The sequence below is a fragment of the Shewanella zhangzhouensis genome, from assembly GCF_019457615.1.
Lineage (GTDB): Bacteria > Pseudomonadota > Gammaproteobacteria > Enterobacterales > Shewanellaceae > Shewanella > Shewanella zhangzhouensis.
Genome location: NZ_CP080414.1, coordinates 1391175 through 1418100, shown reverse-complemented (window position 1 = coordinate 1418100; position 26926 = coordinate 1391175). Strand labels below are relative to the sequence as shown.

The 26926-nt window shown below is 57.0% G+C and carries 14 protein-coding genes; 7 read left to right on the top strand and 7 right to left on the bottom strand.

Going from position 1 to position 26926, the window contains the following annotated elements; all coding sequences use genetic code 11:
• Positions 1-17: 17 nt before the first annotated feature.
• Entirely contained in the window at positions 18-875 is an 858-nt protein-coding gene (gene queF, locus K0H63_RS06110; RefSeq protein WP_220067170.1) for an NADPH-dependent 7-cyano-7-deazaguanine reductase QueF, read from the top strand.
• Between the two features lie 125 nt (positions 876-1000).
• Here the strand turns inward: queF and K0H63_RS06105 are convergent, their stop codons facing one another.
• The 3 genes from K0H63_RS06105 to K0H63_RS06095 all read right to left on the bottom strand — a co-directional run bounded on the left by K0H63_RS06105 (position 1001) and on the right by K0H63_RS06095 (position 4563).
• Positions 1001-1849 carry a 4'-phosphopantetheinyl transferase family protein gene (locus K0H63_RS06105; RefSeq protein WP_220067169.1) on the bottom strand — a complete coding sequence of 283 codons (849 nt, stop codon included), beginning with the start codon at positions 1847-1849 and terminating at the stop codon, positions 1001-1003.
• A 258-nt stretch (positions 1850-2107) separates the two neighbouring features.
• Positions 2108-4156: an elongation factor G gene (fusA, locus tag K0H63_RS06100; RefSeq protein ID WP_220067168.1), complete on the bottom strand. Its 2049-nt coding sequence runs from the start codon at positions 4154-4156 to the stop codon at positions 2108-2110.
• Between the two features lie 113 nt (positions 4157-4269).
• Entirely contained in the window at positions 4270-4563 is a 294-nt protein-coding gene (locus tag K0H63_RS06095; protein ID WP_220067167.1) for a hypothetical protein, read from the bottom strand.
• 355 nt (positions 4564-4918) lie between these two features.
• Here K0H63_RS06095 and K0H63_RS06090 point away from each other — a divergent pair, with 355 nt between their 5' ends.
• From K0H63_RS06090 to K0H63_RS06070, 5 genes are all read left to right on the top strand, one after another.
• The gene (locus K0H63_RS06090) at positions 4919-5737 is read left to right on the top strand and encodes a transcriptional regulator (RefSeq protein ID WP_220067166.1); all 819 of its coding nucleotides are present in this window, start codon (positions 4919-4921) and stop codon (positions 5735-5737) included.
• Complete coding sequence (locus K0H63_RS06085) at positions 5734-13485, top strand: type I polyketide synthase (protein ID WP_220067165.1); 7752 nt, start codon at positions 5734-5736, stop codon at positions 13483-13485. Before K0H63_RS06090 ends, K0H63_RS06085 begins: the two co-directional genes overlap by 4 nt.
• On the top strand, positions 13485-15578 hold the full coding sequence (locus K0H63_RS06080; protein ID WP_220067164.1) for a PfaB family protein: 2094 nt from the start codon (positions 13485-13487) through the stop codon (positions 15576-15578). The genes K0H63_RS06085 and K0H63_RS06080 overlap by 1 nt, the downstream gene beginning before the upstream one ends.
• Positions 15579-15655: 77 nt before the next feature.
• Positions 15656-21349 carry a hotdog fold thioesterase gene (locus K0H63_RS06075; RefSeq protein WP_220067831.1) on the top strand — a complete coding sequence of 1898 codons (5694 nt, stop codon included), beginning with the start codon at positions 15656-15658 and terminating at the stop codon, positions 21347-21349.
• 123 nt (positions 21350-21472) lie between these two features.
• On the top strand, positions 21473-23071 hold the full coding sequence (locus tag K0H63_RS06070; protein ID WP_220067163.1) for a PfaD family polyunsaturated fatty acid/polyketide biosynthesis protein: 1599 nt from the start codon (positions 21473-21475) through the stop codon (positions 23069-23071).
• A gap of 388 nt (positions 23072-23459) precedes the next feature.
• Here the strand turns inward: K0H63_RS06070 and K0H63_RS06065 are convergent, their stop codons facing one another.
• The 4 genes from K0H63_RS06065 to K0H63_RS06050 all read right to left on the bottom strand — a co-directional run bounded on the left by K0H63_RS06065 (position 23460) and on the right by K0H63_RS06050 (position 26224).
• Positions 23460-23780 carry a hypothetical protein gene (locus tag K0H63_RS06065; RefSeq protein WP_220067162.1) on the bottom strand — a complete coding sequence of 107 codons (321 nt, stop codon included), beginning with the start codon at positions 23778-23780 and terminating at the stop codon, positions 23460-23462.
• Entirely contained in the window at positions 23777-24301 is a 525-nt protein-coding gene (locus K0H63_RS06060; RefSeq protein WP_220067161.1) for a hypothetical protein, read from the bottom strand. Before K0H63_RS06060 ends, K0H63_RS06065 begins: the two co-directional genes overlap by 4 nt.
• Positions 24302-24381: 80 nt before the next feature.
• Positions 24382-25704 carry a hypothetical protein gene (locus tag K0H63_RS06055; protein WP_220067160.1) on the bottom strand — a complete coding sequence of 441 codons (1323 nt, stop codon included), beginning with the start codon at positions 25702-25704 and terminating at the stop codon, positions 24382-24384.
• Between the two features lie 118 nt (positions 25705-25822).
• Positions 25823-26224: a hypothetical protein gene (locus K0H63_RS06050; RefSeq protein ID WP_220067159.1), complete on the bottom strand. Its 402-nt coding sequence runs from the start codon at positions 26222-26224 to the stop codon at positions 25823-25825.
• A gap of 201 nt (positions 26225-26425) precedes the next feature.
• Here K0H63_RS06050 and K0H63_RS06045 point away from each other — a divergent pair, with 201 nt between their 5' ends.
• On the top strand, positions 26426-26797 hold the full coding sequence (locus K0H63_RS06045; protein ID WP_220067158.1) for a VOC family protein: 372 nt from the start codon (positions 26426-26428) through the stop codon (positions 26795-26797).
• The last annotated feature ends 129 nt before the right edge of the window (positions 26798-26926 follow it).

The window sequence follows — 26926 nt, the reverse complement described above, 5'->3', positions numbered from 1 at the left end:
ACACGGAAAGATGTTTGATGACACGAAATCACGATCCCTATAGTGGTGCCGCCGAGCTTGAGGGGCTGACCCTGGGTCAGACCACAGAGTATCAGGCCGAGTATGCGCCATCGCTGCTGCAAGGGGTTCCCAGAAAACTCAATCGGGATGCCATCGCCCTCACAGGCACGTTGCCTTTTCACGGAACCGATCTCTGGACCGGCTATGAGCTGTCCTGGCTGAATGCCAAGGGCAAGCCCATGGTGGCCATTCTGGATGTTCAACTGGATGTAAACAGCGAAAACCTGATCGAGTCCAAGTCCTTTAAACTGTACCTCAACAGCTTCAACCAGACCCGCTTTGACTCAGTTGACGATGTCAGCCGTACCCTGGAAAAAGACTTGGCCCAGTGCGCCAATGGCGAGGTCAAGGTCAAGGTGATTGAGCCCAAACACTTTGGTCTGGCCCGGATAGTAGAGCTGCCAGGTACCTGTATCGACGATCTGGACATCGAAGTCGATAACTACGACTTCAATCCGGACTATCTTGAAAACAGCACTGACGACAAGCAATTGGTGGCAGAGACACTGAACTCCAACCTGCTCAAGTCAAACTGCCTTATCACCTCGCAACCGGATTGGGGCAGTGTGATGATCCGTTATCAGGGTCCCAAGATAGACAGAGAGAAATTGCTGCGTTATCTCATCTCGTTCCGACAGCATAACGAGTTCCACGAGCAATGTGTTGAGCGTATCTTTACCGATCTTAAACACTATTGTGGTTGCAGTAAGCTGACGGTATTCGCTCGCTACACCCGCCGCGGTGGGCTGGACATCAATCCGTTTCGCAGTGACTTCGAGCACCTGCCGGAAAACAATCGTCTGGCACGCCAATAAGGCACGTAAGCGTTAAGGCAACAAATAAAGCAGCCATCGGGCTGCTTTATTTTTGGGAAACGATTGAAGCTACGGCTTGAGCTTGCGTTATAGCGGAACTCAAACATTAAAACGGAGCTTAAGCGTTAAAACGGAATGTGGGAATTGCACTCGCTCAGCAAGCTTTGCAATGAGCGCTGTGTCAGCGTCAGTTCTGTGCCAACGTCCCTAATGGCTCCTAGGGTAACGGCCACGCGATAATCACTGTCTATGTGTCCAAGCCAGGATTGCCACTTGATACCCCCCGTGTCCTGACCGATAAGTTTTGGCTCAAGGCCTTGATAAAAATGGGTAAAGCCTTCCATCTCCGTTAGAGCTGCCTGCTCAAGGTCGAAGGCAAAGCTTTGCAATCCCTCAGCGAGCCCCCTGCCGGTTGCCTTGATGTACGACTCCTTTAACGCCCACAAATCAAAAAAGGCATCCCGCTTACAGGCATTATCCAGTGACACCAGATAAGCCTGTTCTGGCGCCGAAAAATAGTGGCGGTAAATGGCGTTGATGTCGGTGTTGGTGCGTTTTCGCTCTATATCCACGCCAAGATACAAGTCATTGTCATATTCGCTTCCGTCATCTTGCCCACTCATCACCCCCAGCAGCAGCCGGTCACCACTGTGGCTGAGGTTAAAGGCAAAGGGTCTGCCTTGTGTCCGTCGTAATTCCGGCTTGCCCTGAGGGCCGTAATCGAAACGAAAGGCGTCGGGAGCCGTCTGGGTCTGGCGCGCAAGCTCGGCTCTGAGACAGAGCCTCACCAGGCGTTGTCGCAGTGACAAACCGGGCAAGGTCGCTCTGCCAATGCGTGCCAGCTCATCATCGCTGAGCCAGTGACTGCAACGATGCGCCAACTGCTCAATCTCCTCCCCCACATCCCTAAGCCCGGGCAATGTCACCAGGGTCAAGGTCAGGGTTAAACCGCGGTTGGGAACAGAATTGGGCATTGGCTACTCGCGTGGGTGATAAAAAGGCATAAAACGGCCGACAGAGTATAACCGACACCAACCGGGTTTCGGAGGCCTTTCACCTGTACCCACGGCCCTTGTGTCCCGGATGTTCACCACCTCGCGCCATTCAGGATGTTCTACCCCGTCCCTGGCGCGCAAACCCAAGACATAAAAAAGCGGCGCTGGGGGAGGTCCACAAAGCGCCGCAAAGGTTTGGGAGAGATGTCTGTAAACAGCTGCTGACAAACAGCAGACCTAGTCGTCTTTATCCTCTATGGTGCGCAGCAGGCTTTGCTGCACCCCAGGGGGAACGACCTCATAGCGGGCAAAGCTTAAGGTGAACTCCCCTTCGCCAGAGGTCATGGACTTAAGCCGGGTAGCATAGTCATCCACGGTGGACAGGGGTGCTTCGGCCAATACCTTTACCTTGCCATCACGGCGGGCTTCGGTGCCGCACACCATGGCTCTGCTGGAGCTGAGGTGCCCTGTAATGTCGCCCACATCCTCGGCGCCCACCAGAATTTCCATGGATACCAGAGGCTCCAAAATCACCGGATTTGCCTGCAAAAAGGCGTCATAGAAGGCTTTTTTACCAGCCATCACGAAGGCAATTTCCTTGGAGTCAACGCTGTGGTGCTTACCATCGAGCAGAGTAACCCGCACATCTTCCACCGGATATCCGCCAAGACGGCCCACCTTGAGTGCTTCCCGTACGCCTTTTTCCACCGCAGGAACAAACTGGGTGGGCACGGCGCCGCCAACTACTTTGGAAACAAATTCAAACCCTTGTCCCCGTGGCAGTGGCTCGACGGTCAGCTCCACTTCACCAAACTGCCCGGCGCCACCGGACTGCTTCTTGTGCCGATAGCGGGCCGTTGCCGCTTTACACACGGTTTCCCGGTACGCCACCGCCGGCTTACAGGTCTCCATATCGACCCTGAACACGCTCTGGGCTTTTTCCAGTGCAATCTGCAAATGCAGATCCCCTAAACCACTCAGCACCGTCTGGCCTTCCGCATCGTTTTGCGACACCGCCAGGCTGGGGTCTTCAGCAATCAGTTTGGCCAGCACCTCGGCAATTTTCTGCTCATCGCCCCGGCGTTTGGGCGATACCGCCAGACCAAAAATCGGCTGGGGCATTTTCAGCTCCCGCAGATGGAATTCATCTTCGTCGTGGCTGTCGTGCAGTACCGAACCCACTTCCAGCTCATCAATTTTGCAAAGCGCGCAGATATCGCCGGGAATGGCCTTTTCTACCTCAGTGGTTTCGGCGCCCTGAAGCTTGATAAGGTGAGCCACCTTCACCGGCTTGCGGTCGGCACCAATAAAGAGCCGCATACCCGCTTCCATCATCCCCTGATACAAACGGAACACGGCCACCCGGCCAAAATAGGGGTCTATACCCACCCTGAACACCTGTGCCAGCACATGATCGTCGGGGCTTTGGGTCACATCAACCGGCACGGCCTTGTCGCCGAAGCCTTTGATAAACTGGGGCGGATTGGCCTCCAGCGGACTGGGCATCAGCTTAACCATGATTTCAAGCAAAGAGCCGATACCGATATCAAGCTCTGCACTGGTAAAGCAAATAGGCACCAGATGCCCCATTCTGAGCGCCGTCTCCAAAGGCTCATGGAGCTGTTCGGCACTGAGCATTTCACCCTGCTCCAAATACAAGGTCATCAGGGCTTCATCTTCTTCAAGCACTGTGTCCACCAGCTCATCCCGTGCAGAAGCAGCCTGGGAAAACAGCGTGGGGCGGGTATCTTCGCAGTGCAAGTAGCAGTCAACCACGTCGTTTCCATCGGCAGACGGCAGATTAACGGGCAGACAACGGGGGCCGAAGGTGGTTTGCAGCTCTTCGATAATGGCGGGCAACTTATCCAAATGCCCATCGATGTGGTTCACACAGATACACACCACCTTGCCCTGTGCCCGTGCGGCTTCAAATGCTCTGGCGGTAACCGGCTCTATGCCAGTGGCGGCATTCACCACCAGCAACACAGATTCAACGGCGGGCAATGGCAGCAGGGCGCGTCCGAAAAAGTCGGGTAATCCGGGGGTATCAATAAGGTTGATGTGGTGTTCGTCGAAATCGAGATTGAGGAAGGATGGTTCGAGACTATGTTGGTGGGCTTTTTCCTGGGCAGTGAAATCGGCATGATTTGTGCCCTTATCCACCCTGCCCCGCTGGTTTATTACCCTGGCACCATAAAGCAGTGCCTCAAGCAGCGAGGACTTACCCGCTCCGGTATGCCCAAGCAAGGCAAAGTTGCGGATCCTCGCGGTCTGGTACTCAGCCATAACGGCCTCCTTGTGTCACATTCTACTTGGCTACAAAAGCAGTATAGTTCTGAGAATGAACACAGGATTTGACTGAGGTCACAAGACCAACCAGCAGGGTGGGAAGTTAAAGACTATTTTGTCTCTTCAGGAACCGTGCCGCGGATCACTTCATCGACATAAGATTGAGCGTTGTCTTTCTCCTGCTCACGCTGTTTGCGGGTAGTACAACGCTTGGACGGCAGGTTGGAGCCCGTCACTTTAACGGTATCGCATCTGTATCCGGCCTTACCCAGCGCTTCCTTACGCTGCTCAGCAAGCTGACGCTCTTCGTCAGTCAGATTGCTGTCTGAACTGGCGCAGCCCACCAAGGTGGCCGATGCCAACAAAAGCCCTGCAACAAATGCATTCCGTTTCTGTAAAAACATAATATCTCTCCCTAGAAAATGAATTTTGCATCAGTTCAGGACCGACGCGAACCCTAATAGCAACATACATAAAACACAAATACAACAAGCGGAACAATTAGAAACAATTAGACTTATGCCCGCACAATGAGTCCCGCCTGATTGTATCTTCTCTCTTCCTCAGGTAATCTGCTTCACCATTGAATTGCGCCAGCTGCGCGGACGGGGTTTGTGCCAATTACCTACACTGCATACCGGGTCATGCCTGTATCCGGTTCCGGTAGATTATGCACTGAATGCCAAGTCCGCTTTACCGTCAGCAAGCAGATAAACACCATCCAGGGACAGTCAAGAACACGATGGGAACCACAGCCGCATGAGTGCGGATAAATCAGCGCCGCCAATCAAAACCGGCGCCAGGCACCGCAATGCCACCACCACGGTGGAGATGCGCCGTTTTATTCAGGAGTCGCCGCTGCCGGTGGCCGAACTCGCACGTTTGCTCAATATCACCCCGGCCACGGTGCGCAAGTGGAAAAACCGCGCCACGGTCGCAGACAGTTCCAATCTGCCCCACCATCTCAACACTACCCTGACCCCGGTGCAGGAGTACGTGGTCGTGGGGCTCAGATACCAGCTCAAGCTCACCCTGGATAAACTGCTCGAAGTCACCCAGCAGCATATCAATCCCGGCGTGTCCCGCTCGGGGCTGGCCCGTTGCCTCAAGCGCCACGGTGTATCGCGCCTGGGTGATATCACCCCCGTCGATGCCCTGCCAGACAAGCACTTTGCCCTGTTACCCGTGTTTCGTGACAGCGGCACCGAAAACTATGCCCTGAATAGCCACACCCTGGCCCAAACCCTGGCACTGCCCGCCGAAGACGAGCATACCGTTGTGCAAGTAGAAGCCATGCATGTGCCCATCGAACAGGACGGCTCATATTCGGTGCTGATTGGCATGGCCACTGCCCATGACTGGGTGTACGTGGATATTTACCCGGACACAGAGGCCGACGCCGAATTCAAGGCGGCCGACCGTTACATGAGCCATGTGCTCAATCAGGGGCCATTCCAGCTGAAAAAGCTGCTCGCCCGCAATTATCAAACCTTCCTGGCGCGCTTTCCCGATGTCCGCGGCGCCAAGACCCGCAAAAAGACGCCGGAACGCCCGGCGCCAACAGGAGTTGCCCAATGAGCGAGTCCAAGACTCAGGACGCGCAGGATCTGCGCCTTAACAAGCGTCTCAAGGACACCCCCATTGCCATCGTCGGCATGGCGAGTCTCTTTGCCAACAGTCGTTATCTGAACGATTTTTGGGATCTTATCTGCGACAAAATCGACGCCATCACAGAGGTACCCGCCGATCGCTGGCAGATTGATGACTACTTCGACGCCGATAAACGCTCAGCGGACAAGAGCTACTGCAAACGCGGTGGCTTTATCCCACCAGTCAACTTCAACCCCATGGAGTTTGGCCTGCCGCCCAATATTCTGGAGCTCACCGATAGCGCCCAGCTGCTGTCGCTGATTGTGGCCAAAGAAGTACTGGAAGACGCGGGCGTCAGCGAAGCCTCCGGCCACGATCGCGATAAAATCGGCATTACCCTGGGCATTGGCGGCGGCCAGAAAATCAGCCAGAGCCTCAATGCCCGGCTGCAATATCCGGTGCTGAAAAAAGTCTTTCGCGAGAGCGGTATCAGCGATGCCGACAGCGAGATGCTGATTCGCAAGTTTCAGGACCAATACATCCACTGGGAAGAAAACTCCTTCCCGGGGAGTCTGGGCAACGTGATTGCCGGGCGCATTGCCAACCGTTTTGATTTGGGCGGCATGAACTGCGTGGTGGATGCTGCCTGCGCAGGCTCCCTCGCTGCTATCCGCATGGCCCTTACCGAGCTGACCGAGGGCCGCGCCGATATGATGCTCACCGGCGGCGCCTGTACCGACAACTCGGCTTACATGTACATGAGCTTCTCCAAAACCCCGGCCTTCACCGTGGATGAGCAAATCAAGCCCTTCGACGCCGACTCCAAGGGCATGATGATTGGCGAAGGTATCGGCATGGTGGCCCTAAAGCGCCTCGAAGATGCCGAGCGGGACGGCGATAAAATTTATGCCGTCATCAAAGGGGTTGGCGCCTCCAGCGACGGCAAGTTCAAGAGTATTTACGCCCCGCGGCCCGAGGGTCAGGCCAAGGCGCTGCGCCGCGCTTACGATGATGCCGGATTCCCGGCCCATACCCTGGGTCTGATGGAAGCCCACGGCACAGGCACGGCCGCCGGGGATGTGGCCGAGTTTTCCGGTCTGAGTCTCGTGATGGGCGAAAGCAGCGACGAAACCCAGCACATTGCCCTGGGCTCCATCAAGTCGCAGGTGGGCCACACCAAGTCAACAGCAGGCACCGCCGGGCTTATCAAGGCTGCACTGGCACTGCACCACAAGGTGTTGCCGCCCACCATCAATGTGAACAAGCCCAATCCCAAGCTCAATATCGAAGCTTCGCCCTTTTATCTCTCCACCGAAACCCGTCCCTGGCTGCCGCGCCCCGACGGTACGCCGCGCCGCGCAGCGGTAAGCTCCTTTGGCTTTGGTGGCACCAATTTCCATCTGGTGATGGAAGAATATCAGCGCGACCACGACCGCAAGCCCTATCGTTTGCGCGCCACCCAGGTGCCGCTGCTGTTTGCCGCCACCACCCGCGAGGCGCTCTGCGACGAGCTCAAGGCTCTCAGTGAGCGTCTTTCAACCAGCGAAGAAACCTTCGAAACCCTGACCGCCCCTTTCACCCTCAAGGGCGAAGCCCCCAAGGCCGAATGGCCGCGTCTGGGAGTTGTGGCCGCCGATGCAAAGGCCCTGAAAGCCTGTTTGGACGATGCCATAGCAAGGCTTGCCACCCCATCAGATGACTGGCACACCCCGGACATGAGCTTCCGCGCCCAGGCCATGGCGAAACAGGCCAAGGTCGCGGCCCTCTTTGCCGGTCAGGGCAGCCAGTATCTCGGAATGGGGGGCGAGCTTGCCATGCTCTACCCCGAGATGCGCGCCGAATTTATTGCCGCCGATGAGGTTTTCCACCAGCGCGGATATCCGGGCCGTCATGGCAGTGGCGAGCTTTCAAGCCGCGTGTTCCCCATTCCCAAGTTCGATGCCGATGCCCGCAAGCAAGACGAAGCGGCACTCACCAATACCCGCATAGCCCAAAGCGCCATTGGCGTTGTCAGCATGGGCCAGTTTGAAATCCTCAAGGCCGCCGGGTTAACCCCGGATGCGGTGGCAGGACACAGCTTTGGCGAGCTTTCTGCCCTGCGCGCCGCCGGTGTGATTGACCAGGCCAGTTACTATCGCCTTGCCTTTGCCAGAGGCGATGCCATGGCATCAGTCCCTGAAGGCAAGGACGCAGGCACCATGGCGGCGGTGATCCTGCCGGATGCCGGCCACAGAAGCACCCTGGACACATTGCTTGCCCAGCACGAATCCGTGGTAATTGCCAATCACAACAGTCCCACCCAGCTGGTGCTGGCAGGTCCCACAGACGCGGTTAAGCAGCTGGTGCAGGCACTTGCCGACAAGGGCATTCGCGCCATAGCACTGCCGGTGTCAGGCGCCTTCCACACCCCTTTGGTTGGCCATGCCCACGCACCTTTTGCCAAGGCCATCGACAAAGAAACCTTCAGCGTCGCCAGTGCCGTACTCTATGCCAATGCCTCTGGCGACAAACGTCCCACCGATGGCAAAAGCCTCAAGCAGAGCCTCAAGGCCCAGATGCTTGAGCAGGTGCAGTTTGAGTCGCAAATCGAAAGCCTCTACCGCGATGGTGTGCGGGTCTTTATTGAATTTGGCCCCAAGAACACCTTAAGCCGCCTGGTGGATGCCATCCTCGGCGAGCGGGCGAAGGAGTGCCTGATTCTGTCGCTGGATGCCCAGGCTGCTCTCAGTCAGGGCCGCGCCGACAGCAAGCTCAAGCTGGCGGCGGTTGAATTGGCCACCGCAGGATTTGCCATCACCAACCCTGACCCGTATCGCGAGCAGCTGTCACACAGAGCCATGCCGAAGTCGCCGCTTACGGTAAAACTCAGCGCCAGCAACTACCTGAGTCCGGCCACTGCCGCGCGCATGCAGGCCTCCCTCAAGGACGGCCAAGTCAGCAAACAAACCCAGATTGTCGAGAAAATCGTGGAAAAGACCCAATACATTCCCCAGGCCAATCCCGTCCAGCCCACTGCCGCTGCGCAGGCAAGCAATGAGAGCCACCCTGCCCAGGGTGCAGCCTCCCCGGTTGCCCCCACACAGCTTGCAGGAGCTTCGGTTACAGGAGCTTCGGTTACAGCAACCGGCACTCTGGAAGCACTGTTTGCCGCCCAGCAGCAACTGGCGGCCCTGCATCAGCAGTTTCTGACTATTCCTGCCCAATACGGCGAAGGGGTGCAGTCGCTGATGCAAAAGCAGTTGGAACTCGCCAGCGCCGGTCTGCCGGTCCCAGCCGCCACTGAGCGTGCACTGGAGCTCTTCCACCAGCATCAGGCCGACACCCTGAAGATCCACAGCGACTTTATGCGGGCTCAGGCCATCGGCAGTGAGCAGATGCTGAGCGCCCTCTCGGGGCAGACTCTCGTAAGCCAGACACCAACGGCCACTGTCACTCAGCCGGCTGCACCTGTGTATTCAGCTGCCTTTGCCGCACCTGTCACTGCCGCTGCGCCTGTCACTGCCGCTGCGCCTGTAACGGCCGCAACTGTGACTCCTGCACCTGTTGCCCAAGCACCTGTTGCCCAAGCTCCTGTAGCCCCTGCAGCAGTGGCCCCGGCGACAGAAACTGTGGCTGCCAAAGCTGCAACGACAGCGGCCTCACAAATTCAGGACATCATGCTGCAGGTGGTAGCCGCCAAGACAGGCTACCCCACTGAGATGCTGGATTTGTCCATGGATATGGAAGCGGACTTGGGTATCGACTCCATCAAGCGAGTGGAAATCTTAGGCACAGTGCAGGATGAATTGCCCTCGCTGCCTGAGCTGGATGCCGCGACGCTTGCCGAGTGCAGAACCCTGGCCGATATAGTCGCGTACATGCATGCAGTGGCGAATGCGCACAGCGTCGCGGGCACATCAGGCCCTGCAGCAGAAGCGGCTCCCGCAGTGCAAGCGGCGCCATCCGCCACTGCAGCCGCAACTGAAGTAGCAGGCAGCGATATCACCGCCGTGATGTTGCAGGTGGTGGCCGCCAAGACTGGCTACCCCACTGAAATGCTGGATTTGTCCATGGATATGGAAGCGGATTTGGGTATCGACTCCATCAAGCGGGTGGAAATCCTCGGCACTGTGCAGGATGAATTGCCCTCGCTGCCAGAGCTGGATGCCGCAACGCTTGCCGAGTGCCGCACCCTCGAAGATATAGTCGCCTACATGCACAGCGTGGCGGGCACCACAGCGCCTGCAGCAGAAGCTGCTCCCGCAGTGCACGCAGCGCAAGCGCCCGTGTCAGCAACTGCAAGCGGCGATATCACCGCCGTGATGCTGAAAGTAGTGGCCGACAAGACAGGTTATCCCGCCGAGATGCTGGATTTGGCCATGGACATGGAAGCAGATCTCGGTATCGACTCCATCAAGCGGGTGGAAATCCTCGGCACAGTGCAGGACGAGCTGCCTTCGCTGCCCGAGTTGGATGCCGCAACCCTCGCCGAGTGCCGCACCCTCGCCGATATAGTTGCCTACATGCACAGCATGACAGGCGCCGCCGAAGCCCCTGTGTCTCAGGCACCTGCGCAAGGGTCAAACCAGGCCATCCATAGCAGCCACGATATCACCGCTGTGATGCTGAACGTGGTCGCCGACAAAACAGGTTATCCCGCCGAGATGCTGGAACTTGCCATGGATATGGAAGCGGATCTGGGTATCGACTCCATCAAGCGGGTGGAAATTCTTGGCACAGTGCAGGATGCACTGCCAACCCTGCCGGAAATTGACCCCAGCACCCTCGCCGAATGCCGCACCCTGGGCGATATCATTGCCTGCTATTCACAGGACGGCGCAAAGGAAACCAGCCTCGACAGCAAGGTAGCAGTCCAGCAAACAGCGGCTGACGCGGACACGGGTACTGAAGTGGAAGTAGACATCGCCGTCTCCGCACTGGCGGCTGCCCAGGACATAGTTGCCACCGCTTCCGATGCAGCTTCCGATAGAGCCGCTGCCGTTCCTGCCGCAGCGGCTGGGGCAACACTGCCGGCCCCAACGCCACAACAAGTGCTGGACACCATGCTCACTGTGGTGGCCGAGAAAACCGGTTATCCGGTGGAGATGCTGGACCTGGCCATGGACATGGAAGCCGATCTGGGTATCGACTCCATCAAACGGGTAGAGATTTTAGGCACGGTGCAGGAGCGCCTGCCGGGTCTCGCCGAAGTGGATGCAGCCACCCTCGCCGAATGCCGCACCCTGGGGCAAATCGTCGAAAGCTTCTCCCTGCCAAATCAATTTGTGGGCACAGATGCCAGTGCAGCTACCGAGCTTGCCCCTCACACGGGGGTTGCCCTAAAAAAGCTGCCGGCGGCAGATAGACTCGAGGCCGCGTCGGCCGCAGAGCTGTTTGCCGCCAATGGTCGTGTCATCATCATCGATGATGGTCACAATGCCGGTGTACTGGCTGGCCGCCTCGATGCCAAAGGGCTGGCGGTCACTGTCGTTCGCAGCGACAGCCTGGGCCACCAGTCGGTATTGGATGCCAGCATAGACGCCCGTACGCTTTCCCAAGAGGGCGACATGGACACCGAAATCCAGTCGCTGCTCAAGGAGCTTGAGCCGGTGTCGGCCTTTATTCATCTGCAGCCTGTCATGGCCGCAGATGAAGGCGCTGCCAGCGGTAAGACGGTTGCCCGTTTCAGTGACGAGGCGTTTTCGCAGGTATCACTGGCGTTTTTGTTCGCCAAGCATCTGGCCGCGGACTTTGCCGCGAACGGCGCCCACAGACGCGCCTTTATCACAACTGCGCGCATGGACGGCAAACTGGGTCTGTCTGGTGCCGATGTGGAGCTGAATCAGGGTGCCCTCTTTGGCCTCACCAAAACCCTGGCCCAGGAGTGGCCCCATGCCCACTGCCGTGCGCTTGACGTCGCGGCACAGTTGGATGCCACCGCTCTGGCCGATGCCGTCATTGACGCCCTCTATGGCGCCGATGACCTGCTTGAATGGGGTATAGCTGCTGATGGTCGCTTCGGTGCTTTGGCAACCGATGCGCAGCAAATTTCAGCAAAAACAACGCTAATCAGCACAGATAAAATACTGGTGACCGGTGGTGCAAAAGGGGTAACCCTCGACTGCGCCCTGGCACTGGCCGCGCGTACCCAGGCCCACTTTATTCTGGCCGGACGCAGCAAGGCGCTCTGCCTCAATGAGTTCCCGGTTTGGGCAAGAGGGGTTGCGGCGACTGAGCTTAAGCAGGCTGCCATTCAGGAGCTGCTGGCCGGTGGCAAACGCCCCACGCCCAGGGAAGTGGATGCCCTGATTGCGCCCCTTGCCAGTGCCCTGGAAATCCAGCAGGCACTGCAAGCCTTCAGCGACCTGGGTGCCAGCGCCGAATACCTTTCCATGGACGTGTCATCGGCCGAGTCCATCGCCAACGCGCTTGGCCCCATACAGGCACTGGCGCCTGTTACAGGCCTTATCCACGGTGCAGGCGTACTCGCTGACAAGTTTATTCAGGACAAGACCCTGGATGAGCTCAAGCGGGTGGCAGGCACCAAGGTAGAGGGTCTTAAGGGCCTTCTGGCAAACCTTGATGAGCTGAAACTGGTGGCGCTCTTTTCCTCCGCCGCGGGTTTTTATGGCAACAGGGGCCAGAGCGACTACGCCATGGCCAATGAAATCCTCAACAAGGCCGCCCACCGTTTGGCCCACGCCAGGCCGGATTGCCGCGTGGTGGCCTTCGATTGGGGCCCATGGGATGGCGGCATGGTGACCGACAGCCTGAAAAAAATGTTCCAGGAGCGGGGCGTGTATGTCATCCCCCGGCCACTGGGTGCCGCCCTCTTTGCCGAGGCCGTGCTTGGCCGAGCCGAATCCCAGATTTTGGTGGGCTCCAGCATGCAGGGCAATGCAGACCAGGCAGGCGCCAACCTAAAAAAGCCTGATGGGCACAGCGGAATTACCCTCGGTCGCACCCTGCGCCGCCAACAACTGGCGATCCTTGAGGATCATCAGATTGGCGGTAACGCTGTGCTGCCCACCGTCTGTGCCCTGGAATGGATGCAAGCCGCTGCAACGCGCCACTTTGGTGGGCAGTGGCAGCCCCATGATTACCGACTGCTCAAGGGCGTGGTATTCGACAGCGATGAAAAAGCCCTGACCATGGTGCTGTCGGTGACAGACACAGGCCTGTCTGCGCTTATCAGCTGCGACGGCCGCCCCCAATACGAGGCAAGGCTTGAAGCCCCCAGCCCACTCTCATTGCCAGCCGAAGCCCTTGCTGCCGATATCGGGCAGTCGTCGGACAAGCCGGTTGCCACAGGGAAGCAGCTCTATCTGGATGGCGCCCTGTTTCATGGGCCTGCACTGCAGATGATGGGGGATGTGAGCTGGTTTGATGATAAAGGGCTTGGCTGCTCAGTGACGCTGCCTGCCAATACCCTGTCAACAAATGCCGAACCGGGACAGGCTGCCATTGTCCAGCAGGATGCCTTGCTGCAGGCGCTGCTGGTGTGGGCGCGGCTTAAATACGATGCCGCCAGCCTGCCGGCGAGCCTTGGGCGCGCGGTGCAACACCTCGAACTTGCCCCCGGTGAGCAGGGCCAGCTTCGCCTGTGGGTGAAGAGCCACTCATCGCGCCAGCTCTGTGCCGATGTCGCCCTCTATAATGCGCAGGGGCAGCTCGCCTCGGCGATGGAAGGGGTCAAAGTCACTATCAGCAAAAGCCTGAATCAGGCGTTTTTGTCGGCCAAAGGCCAGGAGAGTTAATGTCAGTGAAGACGCCCCCCCTGAGACTGGCGCTGTGCCGGGTGCAACGCTGCCCGGCCGATGCCTTGAGGGTTACCGCCAACGAACCCGATTGGCACGCCCTGATTGATAAGGCGCAAAAGGGTTCAACAATCGCTCTGGGTGTAGATGGCACCCTGCTGATGCTGCCGGCACTGGAGGCCGCCAAACAGCGCCTGCACCCGCTGGCACTGCTGCAGGCGCTGGGTTCGGGCAAAAATGCCATTCACACCGCCCTCGCCCAGGCCGGGCGCGCCCCGGCGGATGCAGAAATCCTCTTTGAACCCGTTACGCTGGAGTGCGTTATCCGCCACGCGGAGCAACTGGCCAGCCGCACCCATCCGGTATACGGCAGCTATTGGAGCCACCCACGTTATCAGGCGCGGGTGGTGGCGCTGGTGAACACCCCGGACCAGAGCAGTAACGACCAGTCCAGTGCAGACGAAGCAAGCAGCAAGTTGGCCAGCGGCGAAACCCTGGTACTTACCCAGGGCTCGGCGCGGCTGACGCTGGGTCTCAATGGCCCTGAAGCAGCCCCCACCAGCCCCAACACACAAGTGCAAAGTGCGCTGCCCTGGCTGCTGCCACTGGCGCTGCCCAGTGCCGACTGGTCCCATATTCAACGGCGCCTCACCCAGGTGCAGGCAAGCCTCAATGCCCTCAAGGATGACTCGGCCAAAGGCCGGGCGGCGCTGGCCAAACTCATTGCCGATGCCTTCGATGAAATGACCCCGGGCTGCCGGGCGCTGGTGCTGGTTGGCGACAGTGCCAAGGCCCTGGCCGCCGAGGCCGCCGCCCTCTCGTGGCGGATAGCCGAAAGCCTGCGGGACGACATTGAACTGGTCACCCCTGCAGGCAGTGTGTTTGCCCCAAGCCCGGCCACGGCCAACGGGCTCGCCTTCGTTTACCCCGGTGTGGGCGTGGCTTCGGCGTCCATGCTTTCAAGCCTGCACCTGCGCTTTGCCGACAGTTTTGATGCCCTGGATCAGGAAAGCCGCGAGCACGGACTCGACGGTCTCAATGCCCTGCTGCAGCCAAGAGAGCTGGAGGATAACCCCAGCCTCGCCGAACAGGCGGTGGCAGGTGTGGGCGCCAGCTATCTGATGGCAAGGGTGCTGATGACAGAGCTTGGTATCAAGCCCGCCCTCGCCCTTGGCTACTCCATGGGCGAAGCCGCCATGGTGGCGAGCCATGGTCTGTGGCAAGACCCCTTTGCCATGGCGCAGGACACCCTCAGCAGCGAGCTCTTCAATGAGCAGATCTCAGGGGAGCTCAAGGCAGTGCGTGCCCTGTGGCAGCTGGATGAGGAATCAGCGGACGACAACCCGGCCCCCAAGGCCACCAAATCCCGCTCCCGTAAAAAAGCCGCCAGCAGCGCGCTCAACTGGCAAAGTGCCGTGGTCAGGCTCAGCGCAGACGACATACGCCCCCATCTGGCAGACTTCCCCCGGGTCAGCATTGCCATCGCCCAGGGGCCAAGCACTGTGCTTGCCGGAGACGAAACCGAGCTTAAGCGCCTGTGCAAGACCCTTGGCAAACGGCCGCTCACCACGGGGCTGGTTACCGCCATGCACACCCCGGCCGCCGCCGCTATCAAGGCGCAGCTGCAGGCATTTTATCTGCGCCCACTGGCGGCACTGTCCAGCGAGGCCAGGGCAGCGTTGCCTATGATGCTGAGCGCAGGCGCCGATGCGCCGCTGCTGTTTGCTGATAAGCCCGAGACCGATACAGTCTCCGATGATGCCTCCGAGGCTGTTTCCGAGGCCATTGCCGAAGCCATCGCCACCACCTTCAGCGAGCCGCTGGACTTTACCGCCCTGGTGCTTCGCGCCGCCAAGGGCGGTGCCAGACTCTTTGTGGAAGTGGGTGCCGGGCGGCAAACCAGTGGCATCATTCAGGCCATTGCCGATGCCCGCCTGATGCGCCTCAGCGCCCACCCCTGCGATGGACAGGATGGCAAGGCGCTGCAAAAGACCCTGGCGCGCCTGATTGCCCACAGTATTCCCATGAATTTATCCCGCCTGCGCCCTGTCGAAGCAGATGCGCCGCGCTCCGCCCAAGAGACAACGCCTTGAGCCAACATACAAAAAAGCACACTCAGCCCCAACACGCACAAGCAAGCAAAGGCGCCTGCCCCATTGCCATCGTCTCCATGGCGGGGCGTTTTCCCGGTGCTGACGACCTGGATGCCTTCTGGTCGCTGATAACCGAGGGCAAAGATGCCCACAGCCCAATTTGCCGGGACAAACTCGGCGCGCCTGTGGCTGCCTATCTTGGTGAACAGGGTAAGAGCGACCGCTTTTACTGCGACAAGGGCGGCTATCTGAGAGACTTTCGTTTTTCACCTGAGGGTTACGCCAAGCCAGCGGCTGCCATGGTCGCCCTGGCATCCCAAGTGGACGAGCATCAGCTGTGGGCCCTGGATGTGGCGAAAATGGCACTGCAGAGTCTTGACTCCGGGGTGGATAAACGCCGCTGCGGCGTGGTGATGGGCACCCTGTCGTTTCCCACCAAGGCCTCCAACCGCGCCTTTTTGCCCCTGTACCACAAGGCGGTGGAAAATGGCCTCAAGGCCCGCTTGCCCGGCTTCCCGCCGCTGCTGCCCTTCGATGGTCAAAGCACCCTTGGGTCACAGCCCTGGTTACAGGATACGGCCGCCGATGCCTCAGCCCTTATCGGCGACTGCCTGGGGCTTGAGGGCGTGAGCCTGAGCTTGGATGCGGCCTGCGCCAGCTCCGTGTATGCCATCAAGCTTGCCTGCGACTATCTGGCCACCGGCAAGGCCGATGTCATGCTGGCCGGTGCGGTGAGCGGCGCCGATCCCTTTTTCATCAGCATGGGCTTTTCCATTTTCCATGCCTTCCCGGAGCATGGCCTCAGCGCCCCCCTCGACAAGCACTCCGGCGGCCTGTACGCCGGTGAAGGTGCCGGGGTACTGGTGCTCAAACGCCTGGATGACGCCAAACGCGATGGCGACACCATCCACGGCATTATCCGCGGTGTTGGCCTGTCCAACGATGGTCGCGGCCAGTTTGTTTTAAGCCCTGCCAGCAAGGGCCAAATCAAGGCCTTCGAGCGCGCCTACGAAGACACAGGCATAGCCCCCGGCGCAGTGGAAGTGGTGGAATGCCACGCCACAGGAACGCCCCTTGGCGACAAGGTGGAGCTGAGCTCACTGGAAAGCTTTTTTGAGTCGCGCCTCGATGGCAGCACGCCGCCCCTTATCGGCTCGGTAAAGTCCAACCTGACCCATCTTCTCACTGCAGCAGGTATGCCCGGCATCATCAAGCTGATGCTGGCGATGAAGCATAAACTTCTGCCGCCCACGGTGCGCCTAACCAGCCCAATCAGCTCCCCCAAGGGGCTCTTTGGCGACGACCAGATGGTCACCTCTGCCCGCCCCTGGCCTGCAAAACCGCAAAATAGCGCCGCCGTGGCCGGTTTGTCGGTATTCGGCTTTGGTGGCTGCAACGCCCACCTGGTGCTGGAATCCCCCGATGGAGCAGAAGCGCTTCAAGCATTGAGCAGTCCTGACGTCAGCCACTCAGCCAGCGACAGCTTTGGCATCGAAGGCCTCGCCGGACACTTCGGCGCGGCAACCCATGTGGGCGAGCTTGCGACCCTGATAACAGACAACAAACACGCCCTTGTGCCGCTGCCCGAGGGGCGCTGGAAGGGCCTCGAGCACCTGAGCGCCGGGTCCCATGACTCTGCGATACAGCATGTTGGCGGTGCTGTTGGCGGCGCTGTTGGCGGTTTTATAGACGGATTCGAGCTGGACTTTTTGCGCTTCAGGCTGCCGCCCCACCCCGGCGACAGACTGGTTGCCCAGCAGCTTTTGCTGATGAAGGTGGCCGACGAGGCTATCCGCGATGCGGGTCTTGCCCCCGGCAGCAAGGTGGCCGTGCTGGTTGCCATGGAAACCGAGCTTGAGCTGCATCAGTTCCGCGGCCGGGTTAACCTGCACACCCAGATTGCCGATAGTCTCACCCGGGCCGGCATAGTGCTCAGCGATGATGAATATCAGGCGCTGGAGCAACTTGCCATGGATGCGGTGCTGCCCTCGGCAAGCCTGAATCAGTACACCAGCTACATAGGCAATATCATGGCCTCCCGGGTGGCCTCCCAGTGGGACTTCAGCGGCCCGGCCTTTACCCTGTCGGCGGGCGAACTCTCGGTTGCCCGCGCGCTGGAGGTGGCCGACAACCTCTGCGCCACCCAGCAGCTAGACGCCGTGGTGGTGGCTGCGGTGGACTTGGCCGCCAGCGCCGAGAAGGTGTGGCACCATGGCAGCGCCCTTGGCGCCATGGGTCTTCCCCCCGGTGAAGGGGCAGGCGCCCTGGTATTGAAGGCAGGCAGCAACGGTCGTTATGGCGCGCTCACGCCGCCAACATTCAGCCGCCCCGAGCAGGCTAATGTAGAGGACATCACAGAGCACAGCCCCAGCTGCAAGCTTGGCCGCATGCTTAACGTCAGTGACCACAGCGCCAGTGCCCGCCTGGGCCACAGCTTTGCCGCCGCCAATATGGCGAGCCTGCAACATGCGCTCCTGTCTATGACACTGAAAGGCCATGGGGCAGAGTCGAAAGCAGCGGTACTGCTGGATGGCGCCATGCACAGCGCCCGGGTCGAGCTTCGCCAAACCAAGGCACAACAAACTGCCCTCAGTCAGCGCCTCACAGAAGGGCTGCCCGCCCCCGCAGGCAAGCAGCTGCTGCAGCGCATACAGCTCGGCGGCAAAGATATTCGCGGCCACATACTCAGCGGCGACCTGCCCTGTGAAGCTTCTATCCGCGCCAAGCTGGCACAAAACACTGCGCTTACAAGCAATGCCCTCGAAAGCGCGGCATCAAACACCACTGAACAGCCGCCTTCGCAGAACAATACTGAAGTACCAATGACACAAAATAGAACGCCCCAGTCGCCCGGCTATCAGCCATCGAGTGCCGACATCAGCGCCAATAACAGCCCCAATAGCGGCTCCAGTATCAACATCAGCCAGACCGGACCTGTGGTCCAGAATCGTCTGGCAGCCATGGCGGCCCATCAGGCATTTTTGCAAAGCCGCGAAGCTGGGCTCAAGCTTGCCCGCGCCCTGATGGCCGATATCACCGGCGACGCAGCCGATATCAGCAACGCCGCCATCGCCGCAGCGGTGAGCGAGCAGCAGCCGCTGCAACTCACCTTGCCGAAGGTGGAAATTAGTCTACCAAAGGTGGAAGTGAGCCTGCCCAAGGCCCAGCTGGCAACACCAGCCGCAGTTGCACTAAAGCCGCCTCGCCAAGCGGCACAAAAACCATTAAGCCAGGCGGTAAAAGATTGCATCTGGGATTACGCCGATTTGGTTGAGTACGCCGAGGGCAATATCGCCCCCGTATTTGGCCCCGATTACGCCATTATCGACAGCTACAAGCGCCGGGTGCGCCTGCCCACCACCGACTATCTGCTGGTGTCCCGGGTCACCAAACTTGATGCCAAACTTGGCGAGTACAAGCCAAGTACCATGACCACAGAATACGATATCCCGGTGGATGCCCCCTATCTGGTGGACGGGCAAATTCCCTGGGCAGTGGCGGTGGAATCGGGCCAGTGCGATCTCATGCTCATCTCCTTCCTCGGCATCGACCTTGAAAACAAGGGCGAGCGGGTCTATCGCCTGCTGGATTGTACCCTCACCTTCCTCGGTGACCTGCCCCGTGGCGGCGATACCCTAAGGTACGATATCTCCATCAACAACTACGCCCGCAATGGCGACACCCTGCTGTTTTTCTTCTCCTACGAGTGCTTCGTGGGCGATAGGCTTATCCTCAAGATGGACGGCGGCTGCGCCGGTTTCTTTACCGATGCCGAGCTTGCCGATGGCAAAGGGGTTATCCGCACCGAGGATGAAATCAAACAGCGCAGCGCCGCCATGGCTAATCCACGTAGCTTCACGCCCCTGATTGCCTGCGATACAACCGCCTTTGGCTACGATAAAGTCTCGCGCCTGCTCGCGGCCGATGTCGCGGGCTGCTTTGGCCCAAGCCACGACTTGGGCTTCCACCAGCCATCCATCTGTTTTGCTTCCGAAAAGTTTTTGATGATTGAAGAAGTGAGCAAGGTGGATGTCACCGGTGGCGCCTGGGGCCTTGGGCTTATCGAAGGCCATAAGCAGCTGGAGCCGGAACACTGGTATTTCCCCTGTCATTTCAAAGACGATCAGGTGATGGCAGGCTCGCTCATGGCCGAGGGCTGTGGTCAGCTGCTGCAGTTTTACATGCTGCATCTGGGGCTGCACAAGCTCACCAAAAACGGCCGCTTTCAGCCATTAAAGGATGCGCCGCAAAAGGTGCGCTGCCGTGGTCAGGTACTGCCCCAGTCAAACCGCTTAAGCTACCGCATGGAAGTCACCGACATAGGTCTCACCCCCTCACCCTGGGCCAAGGCCAATATCGAAATCATCCTCGACGGTAAAGTGGTGGTGGATTTTCAGAACCTGGGCGTAATGCTCAAGGAAGACGATGACTGCACCCGCTACGCTTCAGACACCGAAACTGCCGCTAATGTGAACAAGGCACTGCTGGAAGGCCGTCAGGCATCCATCCATGCGCCGCTGATGACCCACGAGCCAGACCTGAATGCCACCCCCATCAAGGGTGTGGTGCCGGTGAAGCATATCGAAGCGCCGGTGACGAAAGACTATTCGCCAAAATCGGCAAATCGCATCCCGGATTCAGTGCCTTTTACCCCCTGGCACCTGTTCGAGTTTGCCACCGGCAATATCGAAAACTGCTTCGGCCCCGAGTTTGCGGTGTACCGTGGCTTGATTCCGCCGCGCACCCCCTGCGGCGATTTGCAGCTCACCACCCGGGTGGTGGAGGTTAAGGGCAAGCGTGGCGATTTCAAATCCCCCGCATCCTGCATCGGCGAGTACGAAGTGCCGCCAAAGGCCTGGTATTTTGCCGAAAACAGCCATCCGGCGCGCATGCCCTACTCCATTTTGATGGAAATCGCCCTGCAGCCAAACGGCTTTATCTCGGGCTATATGGGCACCACTCTGGGCTTCCCGGGGCTTGAGCTCTTTTTCCGCAATCTCGACGGCGAAGGCACCCTGATTAAAGACATCGACCTTCGCGGCAAGACCATTAGCAACGACTCGCGCCTCTTAAGCACAGTCATGTCCGGCACCAATATCATCCAGACCTTCAGCTTTGCGCTGGCGGCAGATGGCGAGCCCTTCTATGAGGGCAAGGCGGTGTTTGGTTACTTCAAGGCCGAGGCGCTCACCCACCAGTTGGGGCTGGATAACGGCAAGGTCACCACGCCCTGGATTGAAGAAAAGAACCTCAGCCCCGACATCAGCTATAACCTGCGCGACAGCGCCTGCGCCCTGTATCGGGCCGCCCCCGGCAAGCCCCATCTGCGCCTGCCCGGCGGCCGCCTTAACTTTGTCGACAAGGTGGATATTGTCCGTGCCGGCGGCAAGGCAGGCCTTGGCTATGTGTACGGCGAGCGCACCATTGACCCAAGCGACTGGTTCTTCCGCTTCCACTTCCATCAGGACCCGGTGATGCCGGGCTCTTTGGGGGTTGAGGCCATTATCGAGCTGCTTTCAAGCTTCGCCCTGGATGCGGGTCTTGGGAATGAATTCCAAAATCCGCGCTTTAATCACTGCCTGAGTAAAGTGAAGTGGAAGTACCGTGGCCAAATCAGCCCGTTAAACAGGCAGATGTCGCTGGAGCTGCACATTACCGCCATCGAAAGGGAAATAGGCCGCGTCACCCTCAAGGCCGACGCCTGGCTTGCCAAAGATGGCCTGCGCATATACGAAATCAGCACACTGGCGCTGGCGATTGAAGAGGCCTGAGCGGCGATGAATACGCCGGGCCCTAGAATCTAGAATCTAGAACCTAAACGCTTTCCGCGCGGCCACGGCCGCCAACAAAACAAGAATGACCAGCGGTATAAACCGCCCAAACAGAGAATACAGATGAGCACACCTTTCAAGTGGCCCTGGGCCATAGACCCGGCCCTCAGCGTGAGCGGCGATGCAGACATCAAGGCGGCGCTGCTTGCACTGGATAAGCCTGTGTACATGGCGCGTCTGCCCGGCAGTGAGCTTGGCGTCAGCCACAAGGCAGCAGACCAAGGCAAAACAGGCTCCCTTGAGGTCGCCGCCTTTGCCGCGCCCTTTGCCGCCTTTGAACTTGGCAGTGCGGATTTTCGCCGCTGCCACGGGGTAAAATACGCCTACTACGCCGGTGCCATGGCCAACGGCATCGCCTCCGAAGAGCTGGTGATTGCGCTGGGTAAAGCAGGCATCCTCTGCTCCTTTGGCGCCGCAGGTCTCGTGCCCGCGCGGGTCGAAGCCGCCATCAAGCGCATTCAGGCCGAGCTGCCCCATGGCCCCTACGCCTTTAACCTCATCCACAGCCCCAGTGAGCCAGCGCTTGAGCAAGGGGCGGTGGAGCTCTATTTAAAGCACGGCGTTAACACGGTAGAGGCCTCGGCCTTTTTGGCGCTCACCCCGCACATAGTGCGCTACCGCGCCGCGGGCCTGAGCCGCGATAAAGATGGCAATATCGTCATCAAAAACAAGGTCATCGCCAAAATCAGCCGCACCGAGGTCGCCAGCCACTTTATGAAGAGTGCGCCGAAAAAAATGCTCGATGCCCTGGTCACCGATGGCCATATCAGCAGTGAGCAGGCCGAGCTTGCCTTGCTGGTGCCCATGGCCGATGACATCACCGCCGAAGCCGACTCCGGCGGCCATACCGACAACCGTCCGCTGGTGACTCTGCTGCCCACCATTCTGGCGCTCAGAGACGAGCTGCAAGCCCAGCACGCCTTTGCCACCCCAATCCGCGTGGGCGCAGGCGGCGGCATAGGCACCCCGGATGCGGCGCTGGCCGCCTTTAACATGGGCGCCGACTTTATCGTGACCGGCTCCATCAATCAGGCCTGTATCGAGGCCGGTGCCAGCGAGCACACCCGGAGGCTCCTGGCCACCACAGAGATGGCCGATGTGACCATGGCCCCTGCCGCCGACATGTTTGAGATGGGCGTGAAGCTGCAGGTGGTAAAGCGCGGCACCCTGTTCCCCATGCGCGCCAATAAGCTGTACGAGATTTACAGCCGCTACGACAGCATCGAAGCCATACCAGCCGACGAGCGCGCCAAGCTCGAAGCCCAGGTGTTTCGCGCCAGCCTCGATGATATCTGGCAAGGCACGGTGGAGCACTTTATGGCCCGCGACCCCAGCCAGATTGAACGCGCCCAGGGTAACCCCAAGCGCAAGATGGCGCTGATTTTCCGCTGGTATCTGGGGCTCTCCAGCCGCTGGTCGAATACCGGCGAGGCTGGCCGTGAGATGGATTATCAAATCTGGGCAGGACCCGCGCTCGGGGCCTTTAACGGCTGGTCGAAGGGGACGTATCTGGATGATTACCGCGAGCGCCGGGCGGTGGATTTGGCGTTGCACCTGTTGACTGGTGCGGCGTATTTACATCGGGTGAATACCTTGAAGGCTCAAGGGATGGTGTTGCCTTCGGCGGTGGCGAGGTATCGACCGTTGGAGGCTTTAGCCTAAGGCTGAGTCTTTTGGCACCTATGCTCGGTGCCAGCCACGCTTACATAAGAAAACCAGCCTAAGCGCTGGTTTTTTAATGTCGCTTTTCAAGCGACGGAAAGGTCGTGGAGCTTCGCCCCACACCCGACCAAGAGGGGATCTACAGCAATCCCCTCTTGCCGATTTATTAACGAGAGTCCCTGCCGCCCCGACGAAGCGGAAAGCCCCTTCGGGTTTATGCTGAAAATTGGCTAACGCGCCAGACGCTCATCCCTGATTCGACTGGCGCTGCTTCGGCATCCATGCCTCGCTACGCCATTTTCAGCAACACCCTCGGCCGCTTCGATGGGGGGTTAAAAACGGGTGCAATCTGAAAGCGAAGTGTTGTGCCTGTTCTCACTCTTTTTTGTTATGTGATATCTTCAATTTTTATTTCTGCCTCTGCTAGGCGAAGCTCTAACTCTGCAATGTTCTTGCGAAGTTCGCCAACTTCCATACCGATATTTGTAGATTCACTACTATGTAAGTTAGAAAAAAGAAGGTTAGCCTCTTGAGCATTGAGGTATTGCAGGCTTGAGATTGATTCAATAGAGAAGAATATGTAGCCTAAAACTACGTACAACCCATAATCAAAATGTTTAATGATTAAAAATGCTAAGACTAGTTTTATTGTTGCCCACATTATGGATAACAGAACTCTATTATTTCTGACGTATTCAATATTTTTCATTTTGCGTACTTAGTTAAATAATCATACCAATCACCATATAGATACAATTCCTCAGGTGCATGATTTGAAATAAAATCCATTATTTCATAAATTAGTGCTTGATCTATGCTTTTGTCTATGGCGGCGGATAGACCACCACAGGTAGTACAGTAAACCTTCTTACAGTTTATATCCCTAGACTTGAACCCCATTAATTTAATAATTAGTGGTTCTTTTGCTATATCAATGGCTGGTATTGTTAGCTGTGCGTGGAGCTTGGCAGCCTGTAACTTGGTATACGAATCAACTCTTGCAGATGACTTGATGAGTTTCAGAGATTCTATATGCTTATTTTCCCTAAAAATTCGCAGGGCATGGTTAACCCTTGACTTACATGAATTTTCAGTAAAGTCGTTTTGCTCTGACATCCACTCAATCAATTCATCTTTTGAGTACCTACCGGATTGAAATAAGTCAAAACTATTAACGAAACAAGACATGCCCACTGATTGCAGTGCCCGTCTTAACTGGGAGTCATTCATGAACTATCCTATTCACATAACGCCGCGCTCTGCGGCAAATTTGGATCGCGGCGGAAAATTTGTCCGACAGCCTCGCTTTGTTAAATGCTTGATATCAGGAGTTTGAGGTCAAGCCCATTAAGCTTATGATTTGGCCAATATTCTACAACCAAGGCGATTGTCTTATCCCCAACTTTCTCAGAATATGAGTAACAACCTGAAATAGCACTTTTCATATCATCGGATAAAGGTAGGTTTAAGCTAGAGATACTTAAAGCTTCTGCTATAGGCTCTAACTTTTCACATGCCTGATGGGTTCTGGAAGCATCATTCACGTTCACTTTAACCTTTAGCACTTTTGCAACATCTTCAGAACCTTCAACATAATAAGTGATATTGTCAGGGATAATACCATCGCTAATTTCTTCCATTGGGGATGATGCAAACCATTCTTCTTCGAAAGATCGATTATAGAACCCAGTTCTCAACCCTTTATTTACGAGAAATTCTTTGGCTTTATAAGGACTCCAACCTTGATCTTTTGGTACTTCCTTTGGGTTTTCCTCAGAATGTTTCACCTTAAATATATATTTAAAGGTGTCAATCAGATCCGAGTGTGACTCTATATTAGCTTTGGCGACTTGAAATGACCATCGCTCAAGTAGACTCAGCCGAACATTAAACAATATAAATGCATATAGTTTACCCGCATATCTAAGGAACCGGCTCCTTATTGAAAACCTTATACGAACAAAGACCTGCTCATATGTTGAATAAACCAACATAAAGAAAACGAAAGGTAGAAAACAGAGAGTCAGCAATGGTGGAATAAAGAAATCGTATGCAGTTTTTTCTTTCCCAAACTCACCAAAATTGGTCGTTAACATGTACAAAGTGTAAACAATTAAGACTACCCCGAAAGTAGAAAGGCAATATTCTAGCAAAAGCTTTACCTGATGATGTTTTCTGTCAGTTTCAGCAATAGCCAGCATAGCTCCCAATAATGCTAAAACAGGAACTAGTAAAACCTCTAGCCAAAGAGGGAATGTATATACACCAACGACAAATTGAAAAATCGCTAGTAGTTTCAAGTTATCTAAAACTGAGTGCTTGAAAAAATGCATATCTTGTTTGATTTTTTCAAGCTTAAATAGCGACATAAAACCAACAGAAACGCACCAAAAAACAGTATTTTTTAGCTGTTCAAAATTCCATAGTTCCAACTCGGAAAGCAAGTGGATGACAATTGCCATGTAAATAACCATCAAACAAAGGACGGACATTATTTGCCTAACAAAGAAAGCGGCTAGGACGCCTTTGAAGGCATTTCTGGCCTCAGCCATTTTGGAGGAAGAAAAGATGTAAATCGAAATTGCCAGAAGCCATAATACAATTGCAATTTCTCGATTATTTAGAATATCCACGAGCCTCCTTGGGTATTTAACATTTTATTCATACGACCTTGTAAGGTTATCCAAGCTTGTAAGCTTGTCCTACCTTGCAAGATACTCGTTTTTACCAACCACAACTCTGCTGCTGCGGTTAGCACCAATCCCGCTCGAAGCGGCCGAGGGCGTTGGTGAAAATGGCGTGGCGAGGCATGGATGCCGTAACAGCGACCGTTGAGCTTGGAGCGAATCGGTCGCGCCAGCCAATTTTCACCAAAAGCTCGACGGGGCTTTCCGCTTCGTTGCGGGCGCCCTTTGGTGTGCAGAGGGCTTTGGGCGCGCAAAGCCTTCTGCCCGGGTGAAGCCTGGAAGGCTTCGCTTTCAAGTCGCTTGCAAAGCGACCAATCACACAGCCAAACCAAACAACTAACCCGCAAGATGTAACCCTGCTGATAAAGCCAGAAGCGGCAGCTTCAAAAAATCCAGTTGTGGGGGAATGGGGAAGCGAAAAGCGAGGCAAATCCCTTTGAAAGCGTGTCGAATCGACGGCCATCATCCCTAATCAGCACCTTTGTCAGCATCAAAACGAAAACTCTGGTTACACACTTATATCAGCTATGCCTTAACCATTGTTTTCGCTTGATTATTCATCAATGGCATCCACTGTATAACATGCAGTAAAAAGCAGCAATACCAACCGTGCCAAAGTCCAGACAACTATACTTAACGGGATAGATGGTTGTAGGAGCACAGCAAAATGAACACCTCATCCCATGGCCTGCGGGCCGTTAAAGTGATCGCCATCGCCGTGAACGACATGGCACGGGCAACCCATTTTTACAGCGAGGTGCTGGCGCTGGAACCGGCAATGGAAAAAGGCCAGCTGAGGGGCTATCGCCTCGGGGAGCTGGTATTGATGTTAAAGGACGAGTGGTATGGCACCCCCACCAGCGAACCCAATCCGCGCATCACCATAGAGTGTGACCATGCGCCGGACACCGAGGCCTATTTACGGGCAAGGAGCGTGACCATAGCTGACCCCGTCACTGTGGTGGAAGAAGGCTATCTGGTGGGCAGTTTTCTTGACAGCGAAGGCAATAAGCTCTGGTTCTGCTCGGCCAATGGCTAAGCACAGTGGTTGAAGGCTGAATGCTGAATGCTGAATGCTGAATGATGATGGTTGAAGGTTGAATGCTGAATGCTGAATGCTGAATGATGATGGTTGAAGGTTGAATGCTGAAGGCTGAAGGCTGAAGAG